This is a genomic window from Pseudomonas sp. NFACC42-2 (assembly GCF_900116055.1).
In the GTDB taxonomy this organism is placed as follows: Bacteria; Pseudomonadota; Gammaproteobacteria; order Pseudomonadales; family Pseudomonadaceae; genus Aquipseudomonas; species Aquipseudomonas marginalis.
In genome coordinates this window covers 128,348-149,319 of the sequence record NZ_FOZO01000001.1, presented here as the reverse complement: position 1 = coordinate 149,319, position 20,972 = coordinate 128,348, and the positions used below count along the sequence as shown (strand labels likewise).

Genomic DNA, 20,972 nt, shown 5'->3' with positions numbered 1-20,972 from the left:
GAGGGAATGGCTCCCTCTCCACGCCTAAAACGCGATCAGCCTACCCAGCCGACGGCAGTTTTTGGAATCACTTCCGACTCATCCAGCTTCGACGCAAACATACTCACGGCCTGCACCGCATCACTGGTGCTGGTGCGGATCTGCAAAATCACCGAACCCGCCTGGTCCGCCAGGTTCACGCCGCGTTGCGCACCCTCCTGGGTGGCGCTCATGCTGGCCACCGCGTCGCGGGTTTCCGACAGGATCATGCCGATCATTTCGGCGATTTCCGCAGTCGAGCGGCTGGTACGCCCCGCCAATTGCCTGACCTCATCGGCCACCACGGCAAAACCACGTCCTTGGTCGCCCGCACGGGCAGCCTCGATGGCCGCGTTGAGGGCCAACAGGTTGGTCTGGTCGGCGATGCCTCGAATGGTATTGACGATGGCGGTAATTTGCTCGGAGCGGTCGCCCAACTGCCCGACCAGGCGCGCCGATGCGCCGATGTTCTCGGCGATCCGGCGCATCTCTGTCGCCGTATCCTGGATCACCTGGGTACCGTGCTCGGCAAACCGCTCGGTCTCGGAGGAAATATGGTAGGCCCGTGAGGCGCCGCGTGAATCTTCCTCGAACTTTTCCACGCGTTCAGTGATGTCACTGGCAAACTTGACGATCTTGATCAGCGTGCCGTCGCCATCGTAGACCGGGTTGTAACTGGCCTCCAGCCACGCGACACGGCCATGCTTGCCGAGACGTTTGAATTGCCCGGTGAAAAATTCACCGTTGTTCAAGCGTCGCCAGAAGTCGGTGTACTCGCTGCTGTTGATCAGGCTGGGTTCGCAAAACAGGCGGTGGTGCTTGCCTTTGATTTCGGCCAGCGTATAGCCCATGACGTGCAGAAAGTTCTCGTTGGCGTCCAGCACCTGACCGTTCAAGTCGAACTCGATCACTGCCATGGCCCGATCCACTGCGGCCAGTTTGCTGCGGGTCGCCGCGTCCTGTTCGACTTTGGCGGTGACATCCAGGGCGTACTTGACCACTTTCAGCACTTGGCCACGCTCATCCAGTACCGGGTTGTAGCTGGCTTCCAACCAGACCGTCTTGCCGTGGGCATCCACCCGCTTGAAGGTGCCCGACACGAACTTACCGGCCTTGAGTTCCCCCCAGAACTGGCTGTAGGCCGGGCTGTTGGTCAGCGCCGGCAAGCAAAAGTCCCGGTGGGATTTGCTCGCCAACTGGTCGCGGCTGTAGCCCAGGGTTTTCAGGAAGTTGTCGTTGGCACGCAGCACCTTGCCGTTGAGGTCGAATTCGACCACTGCCATGGAGCGTTCCAGGGCGCTGATCAGTCCTTTGTACTCGCTGACTTCGGCCGTCCTGGCCGCCAGTTCTGTTTTGAGTGCTGTATTGAACATGACGTACCCTCAGCCGTGCGGAAAAAACCTCTGCCTTTATTCGCTATCGGCTGGGAAACTCGCGACTTTACGGTGCAAAAATGATTATTTTCTGACGTCAAATTCTTGCGCGAGCCGCAGGATTCAAGGCTTTGCGGCAAGCGAAGCCAAGCGCTCCCGCATACCGGTGCTGGCCGCCGGGCCGGCCTGCAACACACAGTGATCCAAGGGGACGATATGGCCCTCGGCGCTCGCCAACATCGGCTGTACCGGTCGCCCGGTGTCCCGCTCGACCAACTCGACACTGGCGCCCTCTTGGGCGTAATGCCGGTTGCCCCACGCCACCAGCGACATCAGCACCATGCGGAAATCCTCGCCCTTGGCGGTCGGCACATATTCATAGCGCGGCGGCCGCTCACTGTAGGCCCTGCGCTCCAGCATCCCCGCCTCCACCAACGCTGTCAGGCGGCGCGTGAGCATGTTCGGCGCGATGCCCAGGCTGCGCGAGAACTCATCGAAGCGGCGCAGCCCCTGCAGCGCGTCGCGCATGATCAGGATGCTCCACCACTCCCCTACCCGTTCGAGGCTGCGGGCGATGGGGCATTCGTCGCGGGTCAGGGACTTGCGTTGCATAAAGGTTCCTTGGGGCCGGTGCAAAGTTGTGTGACGCCATGTTACTTTCATCATGATAGTGACGTCCATAGAGTCTGAACCCTCAATGCAACCGGAGTCGATTGATCATGAGTAAACGTATCGTTGTGACAGGCATGGGTGCGCTGACACCGTTGGGCGCTGACGTGGAGTCAACCTGGAAACGCCTGTTGAACGGGCAGTCGGGCATTCGTCGCCTGCCGGAAGAACTGATCGGCGACCTGGCTATCAGCATCGGCGGCCAAGTGCAGAGCGTGCTGCAGGACCCTGAAGCCGGGTTCGATCCTGATCGCCTGCTGGCGGCAAAAGAGCAGCGCAAGATGGACCGTTTTATCCTGTTCGCACTGGCGGCGGCCGACGAAGCCCTGAAGCAGGCCGGCTGGGCCCCGAACACCGTGGAGCAGCAGGAACGCACCGCCACCATCATTGCCTCGGGCGTCGGCGGCTTTCCGGCCATCGCCGAGGCGGTACGTACCACCGACAGCAAGGGGCCGCGACGCTTGTCGCCGTTCACCATTCCATCGTTCCTGAGCAACATGGCCGCCGGGCATGTGTCGATCAACTATGGCTTGAAAGGCCCGTTGGGGGCACCGGTCACGGCCTGTGCGGCGGGTGTGCAGGCCATTGGCGACGCCGCGCGGATGATCCGTGCGGGCGAAGTGGATGTGGCAGTGTGCGGGGGAGCCGAAGCGGCGATCCACCGGGTCAGCCTGGGCGGCTTTGCGGCGGCGCGGGCGTTGTCCAGCGACTTCAACGACGCCCCCGAGCACGCCTCGCGCCCGTTCGATCAGGCGCGTGACGGCTTTGTCATGGGCGAAGGCGCCGGCATCCTGGTCATCGAGGAACTGCAACACGCCCTGGCACGCGGTGCCCGGCCTATTGCCGAATTGGTGGGCTATGGCACCAGTGCCGATGCCTACCACATGACCGCCGGCCCGGAAGACGGCGACGGCGCGCGCCGGGCGATGACGCAGGCGCTGCGTCAGGCGGGGATCGAGGCGTCCGCGGTGCAGTACCTGAATGCCCACGCCACCTCGACGCCGGTGGGCGACAAAGGCGAATTGGCAGCCATCAGGACCGTATTCGGTGTCGGTGGCCACCTGGCGATCAGCTCGACCAAGTCCGCCACCGGCCATTTGCTGGGCGCCGCGGGCGGCATCGAGGCGATCTTCACTGTACTTGCCCTGCGCGATCAGGTCGCGCCGGTGACCCTCAACCTGGAACACCCGGATGACCTGGCCGAGGGCCTGGACATGGTGCGTGGTGACGCGCGACCGATGGCGATTGAATACGCGCTCTCCAACGGCTTCGGGTTTGGTGGCGTGAATGCCAGCGTGCTGTTCCGCCGCTGGGTATAAGCCAGCGGTTTGCCCCTGGGATTGTTTTCGGGGACCATGGCGCCTTTCCGTTACTGCCAAGAGGCGCCCATGGCCAACCATGACCTGTCCTACACCCCCGATCCGGATGCCGACTCGATTTCTTCCGACGTTGTCGGTTTCAACGGCATCCTGGTCTCCACCCAGATCCCGACGCGCGCCGACGGCAGCCTGGAACTGGGCGATATCACCCTGCAAAGCGAATGCACCCTGCAAGCGCTTAAAGTCGCACTGGAAAAAGCCGGCAGCTCCATGGACCGGGTCATGCACCTGACCATTTATCTGACCGATATGGCCGATCGCGCCGCCTTCAATGAGGTCTACAAACGCTTCTTTGCCAAGCCCTGGCCCGTACGCGCGGCGGTTGGCGTGGCTGCACTGGCGGTAGACGGCATGCGCGTGGAAGTCACCGCGATGGCCGCTCAAGCCTGAAGTAATGCCGGTCAGGCATTTCACAGCTACAATGCGCGCCTCAACCGTGACAAGCCTGACTAAAAAAACTATGTCCTTGCCCAAGCATCACCTGGAATTGCTCAGCCCTGCCCGCGATGTCGCCATCGCGCGCGAGGCCATCCTGCATGGCGCCGACGCCATCTACATTGGCGGCCCGAGCTTCGGCGCGCGCCATAACGCGTGCAACGAGGTGAGCGATATCGCCCAACTGGTGGAATTCGCCCGTCGTTACCACGCCCGCGTCTTCACCACCCTCAACACCATCCTGCATGACAACGAGCTGGAACCCGCGCGCAAGCTGATCCATCAGCTCTACGACGCCGGTGTCGACGCGCTGATCGTGCAGGACCTGGGCGTGATGGAGCTGGACATTCCGCCCATCGAGCTGCACGCCAGCACCCAGACCGACATCCGCACCCTGGGCCGCGCCAGGTTCCTCGACCAGGCCGGGTTCTCGCAGTTGGTGTTGGCCCGCGAGCTGAACCTGCAGGAAATCCGCGCCATCGCCGACGAGACCGATGCCGCCATCGAGTTCTTTATCCACGGCGCCCTGTGTGTGGCGTTCTCCGGGCAGTGCAATATCTCCCACGCGCAAAATGGCCGCAGCGCCAACCGTGGCGACTGCTCCCAGGCGTGCCGCCTGCCGTACACCTTGAAAGACGACCAGGGCCGCGTCGTGGCCTTTGAAAAACACCTGCTGTCGATGAAAGACAACAACCAGAGCGCCAACCTGCGTGCGCTGGTGGAAGCCGGCGTGCGCTCCTTCAAGATCGAAGGCCGCTACAAGGACATGGGTTATGTGAAGAACATCACCGCCTATTACCGCCAGCGCCTCGACGAAATCCTCGAAGACCGTCCGGACCTGGCGCGTGCGTCCAGCGGCCGTACCGCGCATTTCTTCCTGCCCGACCCGGAAAAAACCTTCCACCGTGGCAGCACCGACTACTTTGTCAGCGACCGCAAGATCGACATCGGCGCCTTCGACACCCCGACCTTCACCGGTTTGCCGGTGGGCGTGGTGGAAAAAGCCGGCAAGCGTGATCTGCAAGTGATCACCCATGAGCCGCTGTCCAACGGCGACGGCCTCAATGTGCTGGTCAAGCGCGAAGTGGTGGGGTTCCGCGCCAACATCGCCGAGCCCAAGGGCGAATTCGAGGAGGACGGCGAGAAGCGCTACCGTTATCGCGTCGAGCCGAATGAAATGCCGGCCGGCCTGCATCAGTTGCGCCCGAACCACCCGCTGAACCGCAACCTGGACCATAACTGGCAGCAGGCATTGCTCAAGACTTCGGCCGAACGCCGTATCGGCCTGTCATGGGTCGCGCGTTTGCGTGAAGAGCAGTTGGACGTCACCGCCACCAGCGAAGAAGGCATCCACGCCAGTGTCACCCTGCCCGGCCCGTTTGGCGCGGCCAACAAGCCGGAACAGGCGCTGGACACCCTGCGCGACCTGCTTGGCCAACTCGGTACCACCGAGTATCACGCCACCCGTATCGAACTGGATGCACCGCAGGCGTTCTTCATTCCCAACTCGCAGCTCAAGGCATTGCGCCGCGAAGTGATCGAAGCGTTGACCGCCGCCCGTGTTGCCGCCCACCCCCGTGGCGGGCGCAAGGCCGAAACCACGCCGCCGCCGGTGTATCCGGAAGCGCACCTGTCGTTCCTGGCCAATGTCTACAACCAGAAAGCCCGCGACTTCTACCACCGTCACGGGGTGAAGCTGATCGACGCAGCCTTTGAAGCCCATGAAGAGAAAGGCGAAGTGCCGGTGATGATCACCAAGCACTGCCTGCGTTTCTCCTTCAACCTGTGCCCTAAACAGGCCAAGGGGGTGACAGGGGTGAAGACCAAGGTCGCGCCGATGCAGTTGATTCACGGCGATGAAGTGCTGACGTTGAAGTTCGACTGCAAACCCTGCGAGATGCATGTGGTGGGCAAGATCAAGGGGCATATCCTTGGGTTGCCGCAGCCGGGCAGTGTGGTGGAGCATTTCAACCCGGAAAATATCATCTTTCAGGGCACGCACTGACCCTGTGGGAGCGGGGCCACCACCAGCCCCGCTGCAACCCCGCCGCCGCCAGCAGAATCGCCGCCACTCCCAGCCATTGCAGCCAACCCAGGCGATGCCCGAAGGCAATCCAATCGACGAAGATCGCCGCAATCGGGTAGATAAACGACAGTGCGCCGGTGATGGCGGTGGGCAGTTTCTGGATCGCGCCATACAGCAACACGTACATCAAGCCGGTGTGCACCACGCCGAGCGTGACCAATGCCGCCCAGGCGTTGGTGGTGGCAGGCAAGCTGTTCCAAGGCACCAAGGGCGCCAGTAACACTGCGCCGGTGGTCACCTGGATCAACGCCATCAAATGCGGTGGTACGTCCTTCAAACGCTTGATGATCAGTGCGGCAATCGCGTACAGCAATGCCGCGCCCAGTGCCAGGGCAATGCCTGCAAGGTAATCGTCGCCGGTTGGCTGATCGCCATGGGCCGTGACAATCGCCAGCATTCCCAGGAACGCCAGGCTCAGCCACGCCAGTTTCTGCACGGTGATCTTTTCCCCGAGGAACAGCGCCGCCAGCATCACCAACATGAACGGCTGCACGTTGTACACCGCCGTGCTGATGGCGATCGAGGCGCGGGAATAGGATTCGAACAGCAGCAACCAGTTGCCGACAATCGCCACGCCACTGAGCATCGCCAGGCCGAACGTGGCCCAACTGAGCAGGTCCAGGCGCAGGTAGCCGAGCAGCGCGCACACCAGCAACAGGCTCAGGCCGCCGATCACGCAGCGCCAGAACACCACTTCGATCACCGACACGCCGGACACCAGCACGAACCAGCCGATGGTGCCCGAGATCAGCATGGCGGCGATCATTTCCCACGAACCGCGACGAATGGATGAATCCATGATTGATGCTCCTCAAGTGAGGCTCAATTATGGCAATCTGCTGGTGAGCGGCTCCAGTGGGTAAAAAAGGCAGAATCCCGCAATCACCTTTTCTTATTAGGCGAACTCCATGATTGACACCATCGACCAGCAACTGATCGCCGCCTTGATGGATGACTCGCGGCTGTCCCTCAAGGCCCTGGCGGGCATCACCGGGCTGTCCTCGCCCAGTGTGGGCGAACGCCTGCGCCGCCTGGAAGAACGCGGCGTGCTGACCCACTACACCGTCGACATCGACCCCAGGCACTTCGGCTACCTGCTGCAAGCCATCGTGCGCATCCGCCCCCTGCCCGGCAAATTGCAGGAGGTGGAGCGCCAGATCCAGGCGATCCCGGAGTTTACCGAATGCGACAAGGTCACCGGCGAAGACTGCTTTATCGCACGCCTGCATGTGCGCACCATGGACCATCTCGACAGCCTGCTGGATCGGATCAACGCCTATGCCGAAACCAACACCGCCATCGTCAAGAAAACCCCGGTGAAGCGACGTTTGCCGCCGCTGACCAACGACTGAACCGTATACACCGACTCTTGTGGATAGTGGGCCTGGTGTGGTGAGCAGGCTTCCGGTGGCAGGCAGGCTTGTTGTGGCAAACAAGCTTCCTGTAGCAAGCAGGCTTGTTGTGGTGAGCGGGCTTGCCCCGCGCTGGGCTGCGAAGCAGCCCCAATAAAGGCACCGCGTTTATCCAGGCATAGTGAGTAGTCAGGTTTAGGGGCCGCTTCGCGCCCCAGCGCGGGGCAAGCCCGCTCACCACAACAGGAGCCTAGTCGTGAAGGGCCTTTGCGGCGGGCAGCAAATTTTGAAACTTGCGATAACGCGCCTCCAACACCGGCTGCTGCGTCAAGTCAGGTTTGTACCGGGCTTTGACCGGCATCCCCGCCGCGAGCAGCTCCGCCCCCTGCCCCATCGCCACAAACCCCAGCTTCGCCGCGCCAATACACGCGCTCAATTCACTGCCCTGCAAGGTGAAGATTTCCCGCTGCAGGATATTCGCCAGCAGCTGCGCCCAGTACTCACTGCGCGCACCGCCACCCACCAGGGCAAAAGCGGTAACGTCGGCGCCGGTCGATTGCACCGCGCGCAACGCATCGAGCAAACCGAAACCCACCCCTTCCATCACCGCATAGCCGAGCATCGCCGGCGTGCAATCGTGGCCCAGGTTCATGAAACCGCCGCGCAGCAAAGGATCGTTGTGGGGTGTGCGTTCGCCGGCCAGGTACGGCAGGAACAACGGCGTCTCCAAAGGCACGTGCTGCTCAATCGGCAATTGCGCCTGCACCTGCTCCAGCAACGTTTGCTCATCGGCCATACCCGTCAGCCGTGTGACCCAGCGCAGGCAACTGGCGCCGGCGAGCATGGCGCCCATGGTGTACCAGCGGTTGGGCAGCGCGTGGCAGAAGCTGTGCACTGCGCTGGCCGGGTTGCCTGCAGCGTGATCGGTGATCGCAACAATGGCCGCGCTGGTGCCAAGGGTGATAAAGCCGTCACCGGCGTTGACCGCGCCGATGCCGACCGCCGCCACAGGGTTGTCACCGCCACCGCCGGCAATCACCACGTCAGCTGACAGGCCCAGTCCCATGGCCGTCAACGACGCGCTCGCCGCACCACCCTCCACCAGCCTGGGCAATTGCCCGGGCGTAAGGCCTGTAGCGCGAACCATTGGGGTAAACCATTGCCGCCGCGCCACATCCAGCCACAACGTACCCGCCGCGTCGGACATCTCGCTGATGCGCTCGCCACTCAAACGCAAGCGCAGGTAATCCTTGGGCGACAGCACGCAATCAATCGCCTGGAACACCTCGGGTTCATGCCGTTGCAACCACAGCAGTTTCGGCGCGGTCAGCCCGGCCATGGGCAGGCTACCGGTTACCTCGGCAAACTCCGTTCCAAGGCGTTCGGCTTCGGCCACGGCACGGGAGTCGTCCCATAGGATCGCCGGGTACAACACGCGGTTGTCCGCCCCCAGCAACACCGCGCCGTGCATCTGCCCCGACAGGCCGATACAGGCCACGCGGGTAAACGCCTGGTGCTGGCGCAGTTGCTGCAACGCCTGCAAGCAGGCTTGCCACCAGTCTTCCGGCGCCTGTTCAGACCAGCCGCTGTGCCGGCGCGACACGCTCAAGCGCACGCCGGCATGGGCCAGCACCGCGCCCGTGGCGTCCATGAGGATGGCTTTGAGTTCCGACGTACCCAGGTCAATGCCCAGGGAAACAGGACTGTTCATGCGTGTGTTATTCCCATCAATGACAGCCACAGGAGTTTCGTAACTGCAGGGTCGGCGCCAGGCGCACGCTCTGAGGCGCTGCGTCAGGCGACGCCATGCGTTGCAGCAACAGGTCGACCGCGCGGGCGCCAAGGGCCTTGACCGGCTGTGCGATCAGGCTCAGGCGCGGCACGAAAAAATCCGCCCAGTCAAAATCATCAAAACCCACCAGGGCCATTTGTCTCGGCACTTCAAGCTGCGCGTCACGCAAGGCGTGCATCGCGCCGAGGGTCATCAGGTTATTGCCGGCCATGATCGCCGTGGGTGGCGAAGCCAGGCCCAGCAACTGCGCCGTGGCCTGGCGCGCCGGCTCGGTGTTGGAGCCACCGTTGACCAGCAACTGCGGATCGAAGGCCAGCCCCGCCGCCTGCAATGCCGCGCAGTAACCCGCGACCCGCTCATCCGTGGTGCTGAACCCCGTGCGCCCGGCGATAAAGCCGATGCGGCGGTGCCCGTGACCGATCAGGTGTTCAATCAGCGCCTGGGTGGCCTGGGCATTCTCCACCCCGACCTGATCAAACTGCTCGCTCATCATACGGTCCACCAGCACCGCCGGAATCGCGTTGGCGCGCAGGTACTCCAGGGCCATCGAGCCGTTCGACGGCGCCAGCACAATGCCGTCGACCCGCCGGTGATGCAGCGCCGTGACCACCCGCAGCTCCTGCTCCGGGTCGTCGTGGGTGTCGACAAACAGCATCATGTAGCCGTGCTTGGCGCACTCGGTTTCAATCGCGTGCACTGTCTCGCTGAAGTAATGGTTGGACAGTGCCGAAATCGCCACGCCGATCGTGTTGGTACTCGACCGCGCCAGCGAGCGCGCCAGGGTGTTGGGGATATACCCCAGCGCCTGGATCGCCCGCTGCACCGCCAGCACCGTGGCCGGGCTGACCTTGCGGGTGCCGTTCAACACGTGTGACACGGTCGACGTCGACACCCCCGCCCTGCTTGCCACGTCATCCATGGTCACCACGACGCTGTTCCTCTCACGCTATCAATGTTTACTCGACCAGCCACTGTACGTACCGACGTTGTCGCGGGTGATCAGTTTTGGCGTGAGCAGGGTCACCGCTTCGGCCGGGGCCTTGTCGTTGAGCAGGTCATTGCCGACATTCACCGCCGTCTGCGCCATGGCCCACGGGTCCTGGCTGGCTGACGCCTGGATCTGGGTATCGGTCTTCAGCGCGTTCTCGATATCCGGCGCGCCATCCACCGAGGTAATGATGATGCCGCTGCGTTTGAGCTGCTTGGCCGCCAGGTCGCTGCCGATGGCCTGGGGGTCGTTGATCGCGAACAGGCCGTCGATTTTCGGGAAGCGCGTGAGGTAGCCCTGCATCACGTTCAGGCCGCCTTCGCGGGAGCCTTTGCCGTCCTGGTCGTCGGACAGCACCTTGATCTCCGGCGCGCCGGCCAATGCGGCTTTACAGCCTTTGACGCGGTCGGTCACGGCGGTGACTTGCGGGCCATTCTGGATAATCACGTTGCCCTTGCCGGCAAGCTTGTCCACCAGGTATTGGCAGGCCAGCTTGCCGGCTTCGACGTTGTCGGTCTGCACGGTTGCATTCACGCCCTTGGCGTCCACATCCACCGCCACCACGACGATGCCGGCATCGCGGGCTTTCTTGATCGCCGAGGCCATGGCCGACGGGTCGACGGCGTTGATCAGGATCAGGTCGACCTTGGACGAGATAAAGTTGTCGATCTGCGAGAACTGCTTGCTCAAGTCGTAGTCGGCGGACACCGAGGTGACCTTGACGTTGGGGTTCAGCTCCTTGGCCCGGGCCGTGGCGCCGTCGGCCAGGGTCACGAAATACGGGTTGCCCAGCGAGCCCATGCTGATACCCAGGGCTTTTAGTTCACGGGCCTCCACGGCTTGCGACATCAGGGCGGCCAAGGCAACGACAGGAAACAGGTGTTTAAGCTTCATGGGAGTCTCTCTTGTGATTGTTGTATGAGTGAAATCAGGTCCGCGCACCGGACTGGCGATAACGATCCAGCGCCACTGCGCCAATGATCACGATGCCCTTGATGATGTACTGCCAGATATCCGAGACGCCCAGCAGCACCAGGCCGTTGGTGAGCACCGCGATGATCAGCGCGCCGATCAGCGTGCCGCCGATGGTGCCGACGCCGCCGGTAAAACTGGTACCGCCGAGGATCACGGCAGCAATCGCATCCAGCTCGTAGGATTGCCCCAGTTGCAGGCCGTTGGCGGCGAACAGGCGCGAGGCGCTCATCACCGCCCCTAGCCCGGCCAAGGCGCCGGACATGGCGTAGACGAACAGCAGCACCTTCCACACCTTGATCCCGGAGAGTCGCGCCGCCTCGGGGTTACCGCCCACCGAATAGATCTGCACGCCCATCACCGTGCGCCGCAGGATGAACCACGACAGCGCCACCACTGCCACGGCGATCACCACCAGCCAGGGCACGCCGAGGATCGAGTCGTTGCCGATAAAGGCAAACGGCAGGTCGGGGTTGAACACGGTCTTGTCATCCGCCAGCAGACGCGCCAGGCCGCGCATGGCGGTGAGTGCGCCAAGGGTGACGATAAACGGCGGCAGGCGCATGAAGGCAATCAACCCACCGTTGACCAGGCCCAGCAGCAGGCCGAAGCCGATACCGGCCGCAATCCCGAACATGCCGAACTGCGGTGACATCGACGCCTGCAGCGCCACCACGGCCGACGCCGCCAGGATCGCCCCCACCGACAGGTCGATCCCCGCCGTGAGGATCACAAAGGTCATGCCCGCCGCCAGCACCACGTTGACCGAGGCCTGCTGGGTGATGATCGACAGGTTCTGCATGGTCAGGAAGTTCTCGCTGGCCAGGGCGAAGCCCACCAGCAGCAGGATCAGCACCGGCAGCATGCCGACCGTGCGCATCAGTTCGCGGGCACGTTCGGCCTTGCCTGTTGTTGCAATCATCGAATCAGCCATGGGCAACCACCTGATCGCCACCGGTGGCGAGGTCAATAATACGTTCCTGGGAGATGACGTGGCCGGAGGCCCCGCCGACTTCGGCCACCAACTGGCCTTCACGCATGATCAGCACCCGGTCGCAGGTGCCGATGATTTCCGGCAGTTCGCTGGAGATCACCACGATGCCCACGCCGGCCTGCGCCAGTTGATTGATGATGCGGTAGATCTCGGACTTGGAGCCGATGTCCACGCCGCGTGTGGGCTCGTCGAGGATCAGCACGTGGGGCTTGACCTCCAGCAGCCGCGCCAGCAGGACCTTCTGCTGGTTGCCGCCGGACAGCGTGCCGACATTGACCTTGCCCGACGCCACGCGAATCGACAGTGACTTGATTGCATCATTGGCACGTTTCAAGCCCTGGCCACGGTCGAGCACGCCACCGGCACGGGCATCCGGCACACAGGCGCAGACGTTGATGTTGTCGGCCACGCTCATGTCCAGGAACAGGCCCTGGGCCTTGCGGTCTTCGGTGAGGTACACCACGCCGGCACGAATCGCATCCGCCGGGTTGCGCAGTTGGGTCACGGTCTTGCCCACCACTTCCAGGGTGCCGCTGGTGCGCGGATCGGCGGCGAAGATCAGCCGCGCCAACTCGGTGCGCCCTGCCCCGACCAGCCCCGCGATACCCAGCACTTCACCGGCATGCAGGTCGAAACTGCAATTACGCACGCGCTTGCCATCGGCCATGTCACGCACACGCATCACCACCGCACCGGGGTCGTAGGCGGCGTGTTCCTTCTTGTAGAAGCCAGACAAATCGCGGCCCACCATCATCTTCACGAGGACCTCAGCCGACAGCGCGTCGCGACTCAGCTCGCCGATGTATTGGCCGTCGCGCAGCACCGAGACACGGTCCGACAGTTCATAGATCTCGGCCATGCGATGACTGATGTAGATGATCGCCAGGCCCTGGCTGCGCAGCTGCTTGATCAGCGCAAACAGGCGGTCGGTCTCGCGGGACGATAACGGCGTGGTCGGTTCGTCCATCACCAGGATCCTGGCATGGGCGTGCAAGGCCCGGGCGATTTCCACCAGCTGGCGCTCGGCAATCGACAGGCTGCTGACCTTAGTGGCCGGGATGAATTCGGCGCCCAGGCGTTGCAGCACTTCGACGCAACCGGCTTGCATGCCCTTGCGGTCGATGGTCCAGCCACGGCGCAGTTCGCGGCCCAGGTAGATGTTCTCGGCCACACTCAGGTTCGGGCACAGGCTCAATTCCTGGTAGATCACGGCGATGCCGAGGGCTTTGGCGGTGGCGGGGGTAAAGGTGGCGACGGCCTGGCCGGCCATGCGGATTTCACCGCCGGGATCGGCCTGGTAAGCGCCGGAGAGGATTTTCATCAGGGTCGATTTGCCGGCGCCGTTCTCCCCCATCAAGGCGTGGATTTCGCCGGGGTAGACCTTCAGGCCGACATTCTTGAGCACGCGCAAACCGTTGAAGGTTTTGCTGATGCCCTGCATCTCGAGCAAGGGTTCAAGGCTCATCAATGAGCTCCTGGTTTTATTATTTTTGTCGTTCAGCCCCCTTTGATCAGAGCCGATTGCCACCGACTCTAATCAGATACATTTACTTACGCAAGCGCTTGCGCAGGCCGTTTGTCGCTAGAAGAAACGTTTCATCAAGCGCATAAAGTGCAATTTTGGCATTTTTAACGTTTTGGCAGCATGCGCACCAGGGTGTTGTCGCGCACCCAGTAATGGTGGAACAGCCCGGCGGCAGCGTGCAGGCCGATCAACCAATAGCCGGCGCTGCCCAGCCACTCATGCCAGTGCTTGAATTGCTTGGCCAGGTCGGGGTCCACCGCCACCAGTGCGTGAAACGCTGATTGAGCTGACACCCTGGCCGCTGAGCAAAGGCCTCGATCTGGTGTTCGACGTCGACGATGCCCAGTACCGCGTAACAACCGATGCCGGCGCAATCAACATCGCCCTGACCAACCTGGTGACCAACGCCGCGAACTTCTCCCCGGAGCATGGGATGATTACCGTGGGGTTGTGCAAAACAGCCAGGGGATGGGGTCCGAGCGTCGACGATCAGGGGCCTGGCATCGACGAAAGCCAGAGTGAGCGGCTGTTCGAGCGTTTCTACAGCCGTGGCAATGCCTTCGACTCACCGCCAGCAGTCCACACCATGCTCAGCATCGCGGCATGCCCCATGTCGGCTCCATGGAGCGCGAGAATGGCACTCAACCCCTTCCACTTGGTTAAAGCTCGGGGTAATTCAGGTCGACGATTCTCTGCTTTGTACGATCTGACAGATCAAACCCCCAATACTCAAAGTGTCGAATCAGGTTTTTACCGGCGCACTTTGACGAAATGAACGCGAACATATCTCGCCGAAGGTCTGAGGTCGACGTGTCTCTGATGAAGTCAGGATTCTTGAAAACCCTTCTGTATTCCCTATAGAGCATTGGATAAAATCCTGTGCCAAATAGTTCTGTGAGCCTATTAAACATGACAAAGTTAATCATATTGCCCGCCGTTTCTATTTTTTTATCATCTCGTTCCAGCCACCTTTCCGCCTGCTCTCTTCCACCGTACCTATCTATATAGGTCGGTTGTACTCCAAACAAAGACTCCATTGCCGCAGCTATCACATTATTTGTTGATTCCGTAGTGCCAATCCAGTTCCACACAGGCATTTGGCACCAGTGCCCAATCTCATGCCAAGGCCCCCAACCATTGTACCCTGTTAACCCTCCCACCGTGATGAAAGCATGTGCCGTTTCGCGATGAAATCCTATATAGTAGTAGCTGGCATACATATATACGTCATCGCTATCGCTCTCGTTAAGTTGATAATAGGACTGGGTCGGCCAATGAAGGGTTGTGCTATCACTCTGATTAAGCCCGCATACCTCGTCGACCCTGGAAATAATCCGATTATAACTATGCAGGAGCTCATCAATATTTTCATCTTCCTACTTTCTGGCATTAGCTACCGTTATGGCGATGATGGCTTTTCCACTTGAAAGCTGAGCGACCGGAATATGTGCCGACGTGGCGAGCGCGAGACGCCATTCGTCCCGAGTGGTTTTTCCGAGCACATAATAAGCTGAGCGACTGACGTTTCTGAAAGAGATAGGGACTAGAAATTTTCGATCTGGATGGATCGTTGAGACATACAGAAGTCCCTCTCGTCCCGGCGTTATGATATTTGCCCCTTTTGTTAACTTGTACCGGGACGGCGTCGGTTGACGGCCCATTGTTCCAATGAATAGCTCGATGTCGATATTGCCCGGCAGATCCCTCTCTATATATACATAGAAGGAGCCGGCTGCTGAACAGTAGAGACCTGTTGGTTCAAACTCGGCTCTGGGAGCAGAAAAACCTCTGTCTATCATGTCCTCGATATGAGAATGCTTTCTGGAAATGAAAAACAGGTCCTGCCTATCCGTATATTGAATTAAGACGATATCTTGAGGCGCGTTTCCGGGATTAAAACTTCCATGTTTAACGGTTCGCCAGCCTGTGTGATCATTATAAAAAGCCAATGCATAGGATTTTATTCGACCGTGAGTTGTTCGAATTGTATTTTGCACCGGAATATAACAAATAGAGCCGATAGTATGCTCGCGCCCCATATCGATAGTAATGTAGTGACCTCGCAACTCAGGTAAATTATCAGTGGACCAGAAAGTTTCTGGGTTTTCATCCAGGACATTTTCCGCCAAATTCGAAGCATTTTGATTGGTGACCTCATGTATGCGCCATGTTGATTTGTCGATGATTGCGCCAGTTTCACTTCTGGCCTCGAAACCAGAGATAGCAATTACATTTGCCCCGTGAAAAAGTTCCAGAATAATCATCCGAAAGTATCGAGTACTGGAATAATTCGCGGATGATGATTCTGTATCCAAGTCCAGGCTTTCCAAAGGGAAAGTACACATGTTATTTTCCATGATCACCTCTTTAGTAACGTAGTGCCAGCTTGAAAGCCAGCGCGTAAAAATCTCTACACAGACTAAGCTGGATAGGCTCGACACTACGCCCGGCAGATTAATTTTGACACTGTCATAAATAACAGTTGGCCATATCAATTAGCTCTATTACGGGAGCGCGCAAAAGCAACTGATTATTAGCGGTCATGCGCTCGCCAAAAAGGCGTCGAATTAAACCTGCGTATTGCAACACCCAACTAACTAATTGATAGATGTCGATAACCAAGTCATCAGCATCTGAGTGCTCTACGCCGCGCCGCACGGTAACAGGGCGGCCCGCCGCCCTTTGCCGGCGTACACTCGTTTGAGTGTATCCATACCGTAGTGCGGGCGGTATCTGCTATTGTCCGAGGACCTCATCTCCTCCTCATCGCGTCCACGCGATTTTCTGTGAGCATGCTCTGCGGCCCTGTCATCGACACGGCCGGGCCTGATATGCCTGGAAAACACCGCCATGGACAAACCGGTTACTGGATCACCGCCTGAAGCTCAATCACGGGCTGAAAAAATCGTCGAATTCAAACGCCAGAAAACCCTGCTGAAAACCGGTGCCTTGCAAGACGCAATCTTCAACAGCGCCTACTTCTCCAGCATTGCCACCGATGAAAAGGGCGTGATCCAGATCTTCAATGTCGGCGCCGAACGCATGCTCGGCTATGCCGCCGACGATGTACTCAACCGCATTACCCCCGCCGATATCTCCGACCCCGACGAACTGATCACCCGCGCCGCCGCCCTCAGCCTGGAGCTGGACACGCCGATCACGCCGGGCTTCGAAGCGTTGGTGTTCAAGGCCTCCCGTGGCATCGAAGATATTTATGAGCTGACCTATATCCGCAAGGACGGCAGCCGCCTGTCGGCCATGGTCTCGGTCACGGCGCTGCGCAACCGGCATGACACCATCATCGGTTACCTGCTGATCGGCACCGACAACACCGCACGCAAACATGAAGAAGCCGAACGCAAGGGCTTTGAGCGCGCGCTGGAGGAAAAGAACCTGGAGCTGGAACATGCCAGCCATATGAAGTCCGAGTTCCTCGCCACCATGTCCCACGAATTGCGCACACCATTGAATGCAGTGATCGGTTTTTCCGAGGCGTTGAAGGACGGGTTGGTGGGCGACATGAGTGAGATCCAGCGTGAATACATAGGCGACATCTTCACCAGCGGCCAGCACTTGTTGTCGCTGATCAACGACATTCTCGACCTGTCCAAGGTCGAAGCCGGGATGATGGATCTGGAGCTGGAAGCCGTGGAGCTGGCGGGCCTGCTGTCCAACAGCCTGTTGATCGTGCGCGAAAAAGCCGCCCTGCAACGCATCCAGTTGAAGCTCGAAAGCCAGGGCGACTTCGGCACACTGGCGCTGGACCTGCGCAAGACCAAGCAGATCATCTACAACCTGCTGGCCAATGCGGTGAAGTTCAGCGCGCACGGCAGTTCCGTGACCCTGGCGGTGCGCCAGGTGGCCCGCGCACAGGTCGGGCGAGTGTCCGGCGATTGGCCGATGCACGGGTTTGCCCTTCAACCCAGCGCCCACCAGCAGTTCCTCGAATTGAGCGTCAGCGACACCGGTATCGGTATCGCCGAGGAGGACATGGGCAAGCTGTTCAAGGCCTTCAGCCAGATCGACAGCAGCCTGGCGCGCAAATTCGAAGGCACTGGCCTGGGGCTGGCGATGGTCAAGCAACTGGTCGACCTGCACGGTGGCAGTGTTGCGGTGGCCAGCCGTGAAGGCCAGGGCGCTCGCTTTGTGGTGTGGCTGCCACTCCACCGCGGCACGGAGGCGCAATGGCCCATATCCTGATCGTCGAAGACAACGAGGCCAATATGCGCCTGGCCCGACTGCTGCTGGTCAACGCCGGCCACACGGTGGTGTGGGCCGCTGACGCCGAGAACGGCCTGACCCTGGCCCGTGAAGCCCAACCGGCGCTGATCCTGATGGACATCCAGCTGCCGGGCATGGACGGCCTGGCCGCTACCGCGCTGCTCAAACAGGATCCACACACCGCCCATATCCCGGTGATTGCCCTCACCGCCATGGCCATGAAGGAAGACCGTGAAAAGACCCGGCTGGCCGGTTGCGATGCCTACATCAGCAAGCCGCTGCGCTACAAAGAGCTGTACCAGGTGATCGACACGCTGTTGCAACACACCACCCTCTCCCCCCTCAGATGAGTCCTCTCCATGGCCAGCCAACCCGCAACGCTGTTGATCGTTGATGACGAACCCCAGGTTCGCAAGCTGCTGGAAACCCTGTTGCAACATGAGGGCTACCAGACCCTGACGGCGGCCAGCGGCGAGGAAGCCTTGCAACTGGTGGCCAAACAGCCACCTGACCTGATCCTGCTGGACATCATGATGCCGGGCATGGACGGCTACGAAGTGGCCAGCCAGCTCAAGGGCGACGCGGCGACGGCGAGCATTCCGATCATCATGCTGTCGGCTCTCAGCGAGTCGAGTGCACGGGTCAGTGGCCTGGAAACCGGTGCCGAGGAGTTCATCAGCAAGCCGGTGGAGCGAGTCGAACTGTGGCTGCGCGTGCGCAACCTGCTGCGGCTCAAAAGCCACGGCGATCAACTCAAGCGCCATAGCCAGTTGCTTGAGCAGCAACTGCAACACCATGCCGGTGACAGCGCACGGATGAACGTGCACGACCTGGCCCGCCAGGACCTGGAAAACGCCCTGCGCCTCGCCGTGGAACGCGAGGAATTCACCCTGCACTACCAGCCAAAAGTCGCGTTGGCCGATGGGCAGATCTGCGCCCTGGAGGCTCTGCTGCGTTGGGAGCGCCCGGGTTACGGCGCGGTATCGCCAGCGATATTCGTGCCTATCCTTGAAAGCCTGGGCTTGATCGTGGAGGTGGGCCGTTGGGTGATCCGCAGCGTGTGCCAGCAAATTTCGACGTGGCAGCGCAGCGCGATTGGCGCCGTCGAGGTGTCGGTGAACGTCTCCGGCCATCAGTTGATCGAGGGCGACCTGATTGCCGATATCGCGCGTATTCTCAATGAGACCGGCGTCGAACCCCATTGGCTGGAAGTGGAACTGACCGAAGGCTCGCTGATGGAGAATACCCAGCACACCATCGCCAGCCTGCAACGCCTGCACGCCATGGGGGTGAAGATCTCCATCGACGACTTCGGTACCGGCTATTCGAGCCTGGCCTACCTGCGACGCTTCCCCATCGACACGCTGAAGATCGACATTGCGTTTATTCGCGAGGTCACCAGCAACCCCCAGGATGCCGCGATCACCCGCACCATTATCGAGTTGGCCCATAGCCTGAACCTGCGGGTGGTGGCCGAAGGTGTGGAAACCCAGGCGCAATTGGCATTCCTCAAGGAGGCGGGGTGCGATCAGATCCAGGGCTACCTGTTCAGCCGGCCGCTGCCAACTGAAGACCTGGAGCGCCTGCTGATCAATCGCCAATGAATTCAAAGCGACGCAATCACATTGAACCTGCAGTCGGCGACACGCCTCGAACGTGAATAGACCACGGCCCTGGATACCCTCCCGATGACTTTTATTCTATGGATGGCCGTCCTCGGTGCCGTGCTGCTGACCCTTGCCCTCACCTCCTCTTACCTGCGCTGGATGCCGGTGACCACCTCGGCGGTGTGCCTGTTGCTGGGCGTGGGCATCGGCCCCCTCGGCGTGGACCTGTTGCACCTGGACATCAAGCAGTCTGCGCGCTGGATGGAGCACCTCACTGAAGTCGCGGTGCTGTTTTCACTGTTCGTGAGCGGGCTCAAACTGCGCCTGCCCCTGGGCCATCGCACCTGGCGCATCGCGTTCGGCATGGCCGGGCCGGTCATGCTGTTGACCATCCTCGGCAGCTGCCTGGCGCTGCATTATGTGTTTGAACTGTCGTGGGGAGTGTCGCTGTTGGTGGGTGCCATTCTCGCGCCGACCGACCCGGTGCTGGCGGGCCTGGTACAGGTCAATAATGCACAGGATTACGATGCGCTGCGCTTCGGTTTGTCCGGAGAAGCCGGGTTGAACGATGGTACGGCCTTTCCCTTTGTGATTTTTGCCTTGGTCTTCATGCAGCACGGCGGCTTTGACGGTGACTGGCTAGGCGGTTGGGCGTTGAAGAACCTGCTGTGGGCGGTGCCGGCAGGGCTGTTGATCGGTTACTGGATGGGCCGGGGCATTGGCCGCACGACCCTGTGGCTACGCGTCAACAACAGTGATAGTACGCTCTCCCCCAATGACTACCTGACCCTCGCCCTGATCGCCCTGGCCTACGTGGTGGCCGAAGCGGTGGGGGGTTACGGTTTTCTGTCGGTATTCGCCGCCGGGCTCGGGCTGCGTCAGGCAGAGTTCAGGTCAACCGGCAACTCGCACACGCCATCGGAGCATTTGGCGCTGCCGGTGGTGGGTCATCTTGAGGTGGAACCGGAGCACGCCCTGCAAGGGGATGTGAGCGAGCTGGCCGAGACCCAGATCGCCGCCGGCGTAATGATGGGCGACATGCTCTCGTTCGGCAGCCTGGTGGAGCGCTCGATGGAAGTGTTCCTGGTCACGGTGCTCGGCATCGTGCTGGCCAGTCATTGGGATTGGCGGGCATTGCCGTTGGCGGCGTTGCTGTTCTGCGTGATTCGACCGGTCAGTGTGTTTGCAATGCCCTGGGGTCGCCTGGTCGATCGCCAGCAGCGCGGACTGATGGGCTGGTTCGGGATTCGCGGAATCGGCAGCATCTACTACCTGTTCTACGCGCTCAACCATGGCCTTGTCGGCACCAGCAGCGCGGTGGCGGTGAACCTGACGTTGTCAGTGATCGCCTTGAGCATCGTCGTTCATGGCTTGAGTACCCAGCCGATGCTCGCGTGGTATGAACGACGTGCCCAGGCGAAAGCTCAGTCCTGACGCTCGGTATTGCCCACATCCGCCGCGTCATCCAGATCATTGAGCGGTACTTCTGCATCATCCATCAGGGAACCCGGGTCTTCATTGCCCGGATCGTTGAGTTCTTCTTCCAGTTCTTTGGACATGA

At 60.8% G+C, this 20,972-nt stretch carries 18 protein-coding genes and 4 pseudogenes; 9 read left to right on the top strand and 13 right to left on the bottom strand.

The window, feature by feature from the left end; translation table 11 throughout:
- Positions 1-35: 35 nt before the first annotated feature.
- From BM416_RS31015 to BM416_RS00630, 3 genes and pseudogenes are all read right to left on the bottom strand, one after another.
- A pseudogene (locus tag BM416_RS31015) lies at positions 36-512 on the bottom strand (methyl-accepting chemotaxis protein); the annotation flags it as partial.
- Positions 513-623: 111 nt separating this feature from the next.
- Positions 624-1,391 (bottom strand): annotated as a pseudogene (locus tag BM416_RS31010) (PAS domain-containing protein); the annotation flags it as partial.
- A gap of 123 nt (positions 1,392-1,514) precedes the next feature.
- Positions 1,515-2,003, bottom strand: a complete 489-nt coding sequence (locus tag BM416_RS00630) for a winged helix-turn-helix transcriptional regulator (protein WP_092484206.1) — start codon at positions 2,001-2,003, stop codon at positions 1,515-1,517.
- A gap of 107 nt (positions 2,004-2,110) precedes the next feature.
- Here BM416_RS00630 and fabF point away from each other — a divergent pair, with 107 nt between their 5' ends.
- The 3 genes from fabF to BM416_RS00615 all read left to right on the top strand — a co-directional run bounded on the left by fabF (position 2,111) and on the right by BM416_RS00615 (position 5,879).
- Complete coding sequence (fabF, locus tag BM416_RS00625) at positions 2,111-3,379, top strand: beta-ketoacyl-ACP synthase II (protein ID WP_092484203.1); 1,269 nt, start codon at positions 2,111-2,113, stop codon at positions 3,377-3,379.
- A 69-nt stretch (positions 3,380-3,448) separates the two neighbouring features.
- On the top strand, positions 3,449-3,829 hold the full coding sequence (locus BM416_RS00620; protein ID WP_027605818.1) for a RidA family protein: 381 nt from the start codon (positions 3,449-3,451) through the stop codon (positions 3,827-3,829).
- Positions 3,830-3,899: 70 nt separating this feature from the next.
- A complete protein-coding gene (locus tag BM416_RS00615; RefSeq protein ID WP_092484200.1) occupies positions 3,900-5,879 on the top strand; it encodes a peptidase U32 family protein in 1,980 nt (659 codons plus the stop codon).
- On the opposite strand, the gene BM416_RS00610 is transcribed toward BM416_RS00615, so the two are convergent.
- On the bottom strand, positions 5,857-6,759 hold the full coding sequence (locus BM416_RS00610; protein ID WP_092484198.1) for a DMT family transporter: 903 nt from the start codon (positions 6,757-6,759) through the stop codon (positions 5,857-5,859). The genes BM416_RS00615 and BM416_RS00610 overlap by 23 nt on opposite strands.
- Positions 6,760-6,868: 109 nt before the next feature.
- Between BM416_RS00610 and BM416_RS00605 the strand changes: the two genes are divergently transcribed.
- On the top strand, positions 6,869-7,312 hold the full coding sequence (locus tag BM416_RS00605; protein ID WP_027605815.1) for an Lrp/AsnC family transcriptional regulator: 444 nt from the start codon (positions 6,869-6,871) through the stop codon (positions 7,310-7,312).
- 250 nt (positions 7,313-7,562) lie between these two features.
- Here the strand turns inward: BM416_RS00605 and xylB are convergent, their stop codons facing one another.
- The 6 genes and pseudogenes from xylB to BM416_RS00575 form a co-directional block, all read right to left on the bottom strand.
- Positions 7,563-9,023: a xylulokinase gene (gene xylB, locus BM416_RS00600; RefSeq protein WP_092484195.1), complete on the bottom strand. Its 1,461-nt coding sequence runs from the start codon at positions 9,021-9,023 to the stop codon at positions 7,563-7,565.
- Positions 9,024-9,039: 16 nt separating this feature from the next.
- Entirely contained in the window at positions 9,040-10,032 is a 993-nt protein-coding gene (locus BM416_RS00595) for a LacI family DNA-binding transcriptional regulator (protein ID WP_092484192.1), read from the bottom strand.
- 21 nt (positions 10,033-10,053) lie between these two features.
- Positions 10,054-10,986: an ABC transporter substrate-binding protein gene (locus BM416_RS00590; protein WP_092484189.1), complete on the bottom strand. Its 933-nt coding sequence runs from the start codon at positions 10,984-10,986 to the stop codon at positions 10,054-10,056.
- 34 nt (positions 10,987-11,020) lie between these two features.
- Positions 11,021-11,998, bottom strand: a complete 978-nt coding sequence (locus BM416_RS00585; protein WP_027605811.1) for an ABC transporter permease subunit — start codon at positions 11,996-11,998, stop codon at positions 11,021-11,023.
- The gene (locus BM416_RS00580; protein ID WP_092484185.1) at positions 11,991-13,523 is read right to left on the bottom strand and encodes a sugar ABC transporter ATP-binding protein; all 1,533 of its coding nucleotides are present in this window, start codon (positions 13,521-13,523) and stop codon (positions 11,991-11,993) included. The genes BM416_RS00585 and BM416_RS00580 overlap by 8 nt, the downstream gene beginning before the upstream one ends.
- Positions 13,524-13,687: 164 nt before the next feature.
- A pseudogene (locus BM416_RS00575) lies at positions 13,688-13,852 on the bottom strand (cytochrome b); the annotation flags it as partial.
- On the opposite strand from BM416_RS00575, the pseudogene BM416_RS00570 reads away from it, so the two are divergent.
- Positions 13,849-14,358, top strand: a pseudogene (locus tag BM416_RS00570) (sensor histidine kinase); the annotation flags it as partial. The pseudogenes BM416_RS00575 and BM416_RS00570 sit on opposite strands and share 4 nt — an antisense overlap.
- Here the strand turns inward: BM416_RS00570 and BM416_RS31005 are convergent.
- Complete coding sequence (locus tag BM416_RS31005; protein WP_371856030.1) at positions 14,243-14,914, bottom strand: M60 family metallopeptidase; 672 nt, start codon at positions 14,912-14,914, stop codon at positions 14,243-14,245. The pseudogene BM416_RS00570 and the gene BM416_RS31005 overlap by 116 nt on opposite strands.
- A gap of 45 nt (positions 14,915-14,959) precedes the next feature.
- A complete protein-coding gene (locus tag BM416_RS00560; protein ID WP_092484177.1) occupies positions 14,960-15,940 on the bottom strand; it encodes a discoidin domain-containing protein in 981 nt (326 codons plus the stop codon).
- A gap of 493 nt (positions 15,941-16,433) precedes the next feature.
- On the opposite strand from BM416_RS00560, the gene BM416_RS00555 reads away from it, so the two are divergent.
- The 4 genes from BM416_RS00555 to BM416_RS00540 all read left to right on the top strand — a co-directional run bounded on the left by BM416_RS00555 (position 16,434) and on the right by BM416_RS00540 (position 20,845).
- Positions 16,434-17,783, top strand: coding sequence for a sensor histidine kinase (locus tag BM416_RS00555; protein WP_092484174.1), 1,350 nt, complete (start codon positions 16,434-16,436; stop codon positions 17,781-17,783).
- On the top strand, positions 17,768-18,154 hold the full coding sequence (locus BM416_RS00550; RefSeq protein ID WP_092484171.1) for a response regulator: 387 nt from the start codon (positions 17,768-17,770) through the stop codon (positions 18,152-18,154). Before BM416_RS00555 ends, BM416_RS00550 begins: the two co-directional genes overlap by 16 nt.
- Before the next feature lie 9 nt (positions 18,155-18,163).
- Complete coding sequence (locus BM416_RS00545) at positions 18,164-19,408, top strand: EAL domain-containing response regulator (protein WP_092484168.1); 1,245 nt, start codon at positions 18,164-18,166, stop codon at positions 19,406-19,408.
- An 84-nt stretch (positions 19,409-19,492) separates the two neighbouring features.
- Positions 19,493-20,845 carry a cation:proton antiporter gene (locus tag BM416_RS00540; protein WP_065927575.1) on the top strand — a complete coding sequence of 451 codons (1,353 nt, stop codon included), beginning with the start codon at positions 19,493-19,495 and terminating at the stop codon, positions 20,843-20,845.
- Here the strand turns inward: BM416_RS00540 and BM416_RS30700 are convergent.
- On the bottom strand, positions 20,836-20,970 hold the full coding sequence (locus BM416_RS30700) for a hypothetical protein (protein WP_256097785.1): 135 nt from the start codon (positions 20,968-20,970) through the stop codon (positions 20,836-20,838). The genes BM416_RS00540 and BM416_RS30700 overlap by 10 nt on opposite strands.
- Positions 20,971-20,972: the final 2 nt, after the last annotated feature.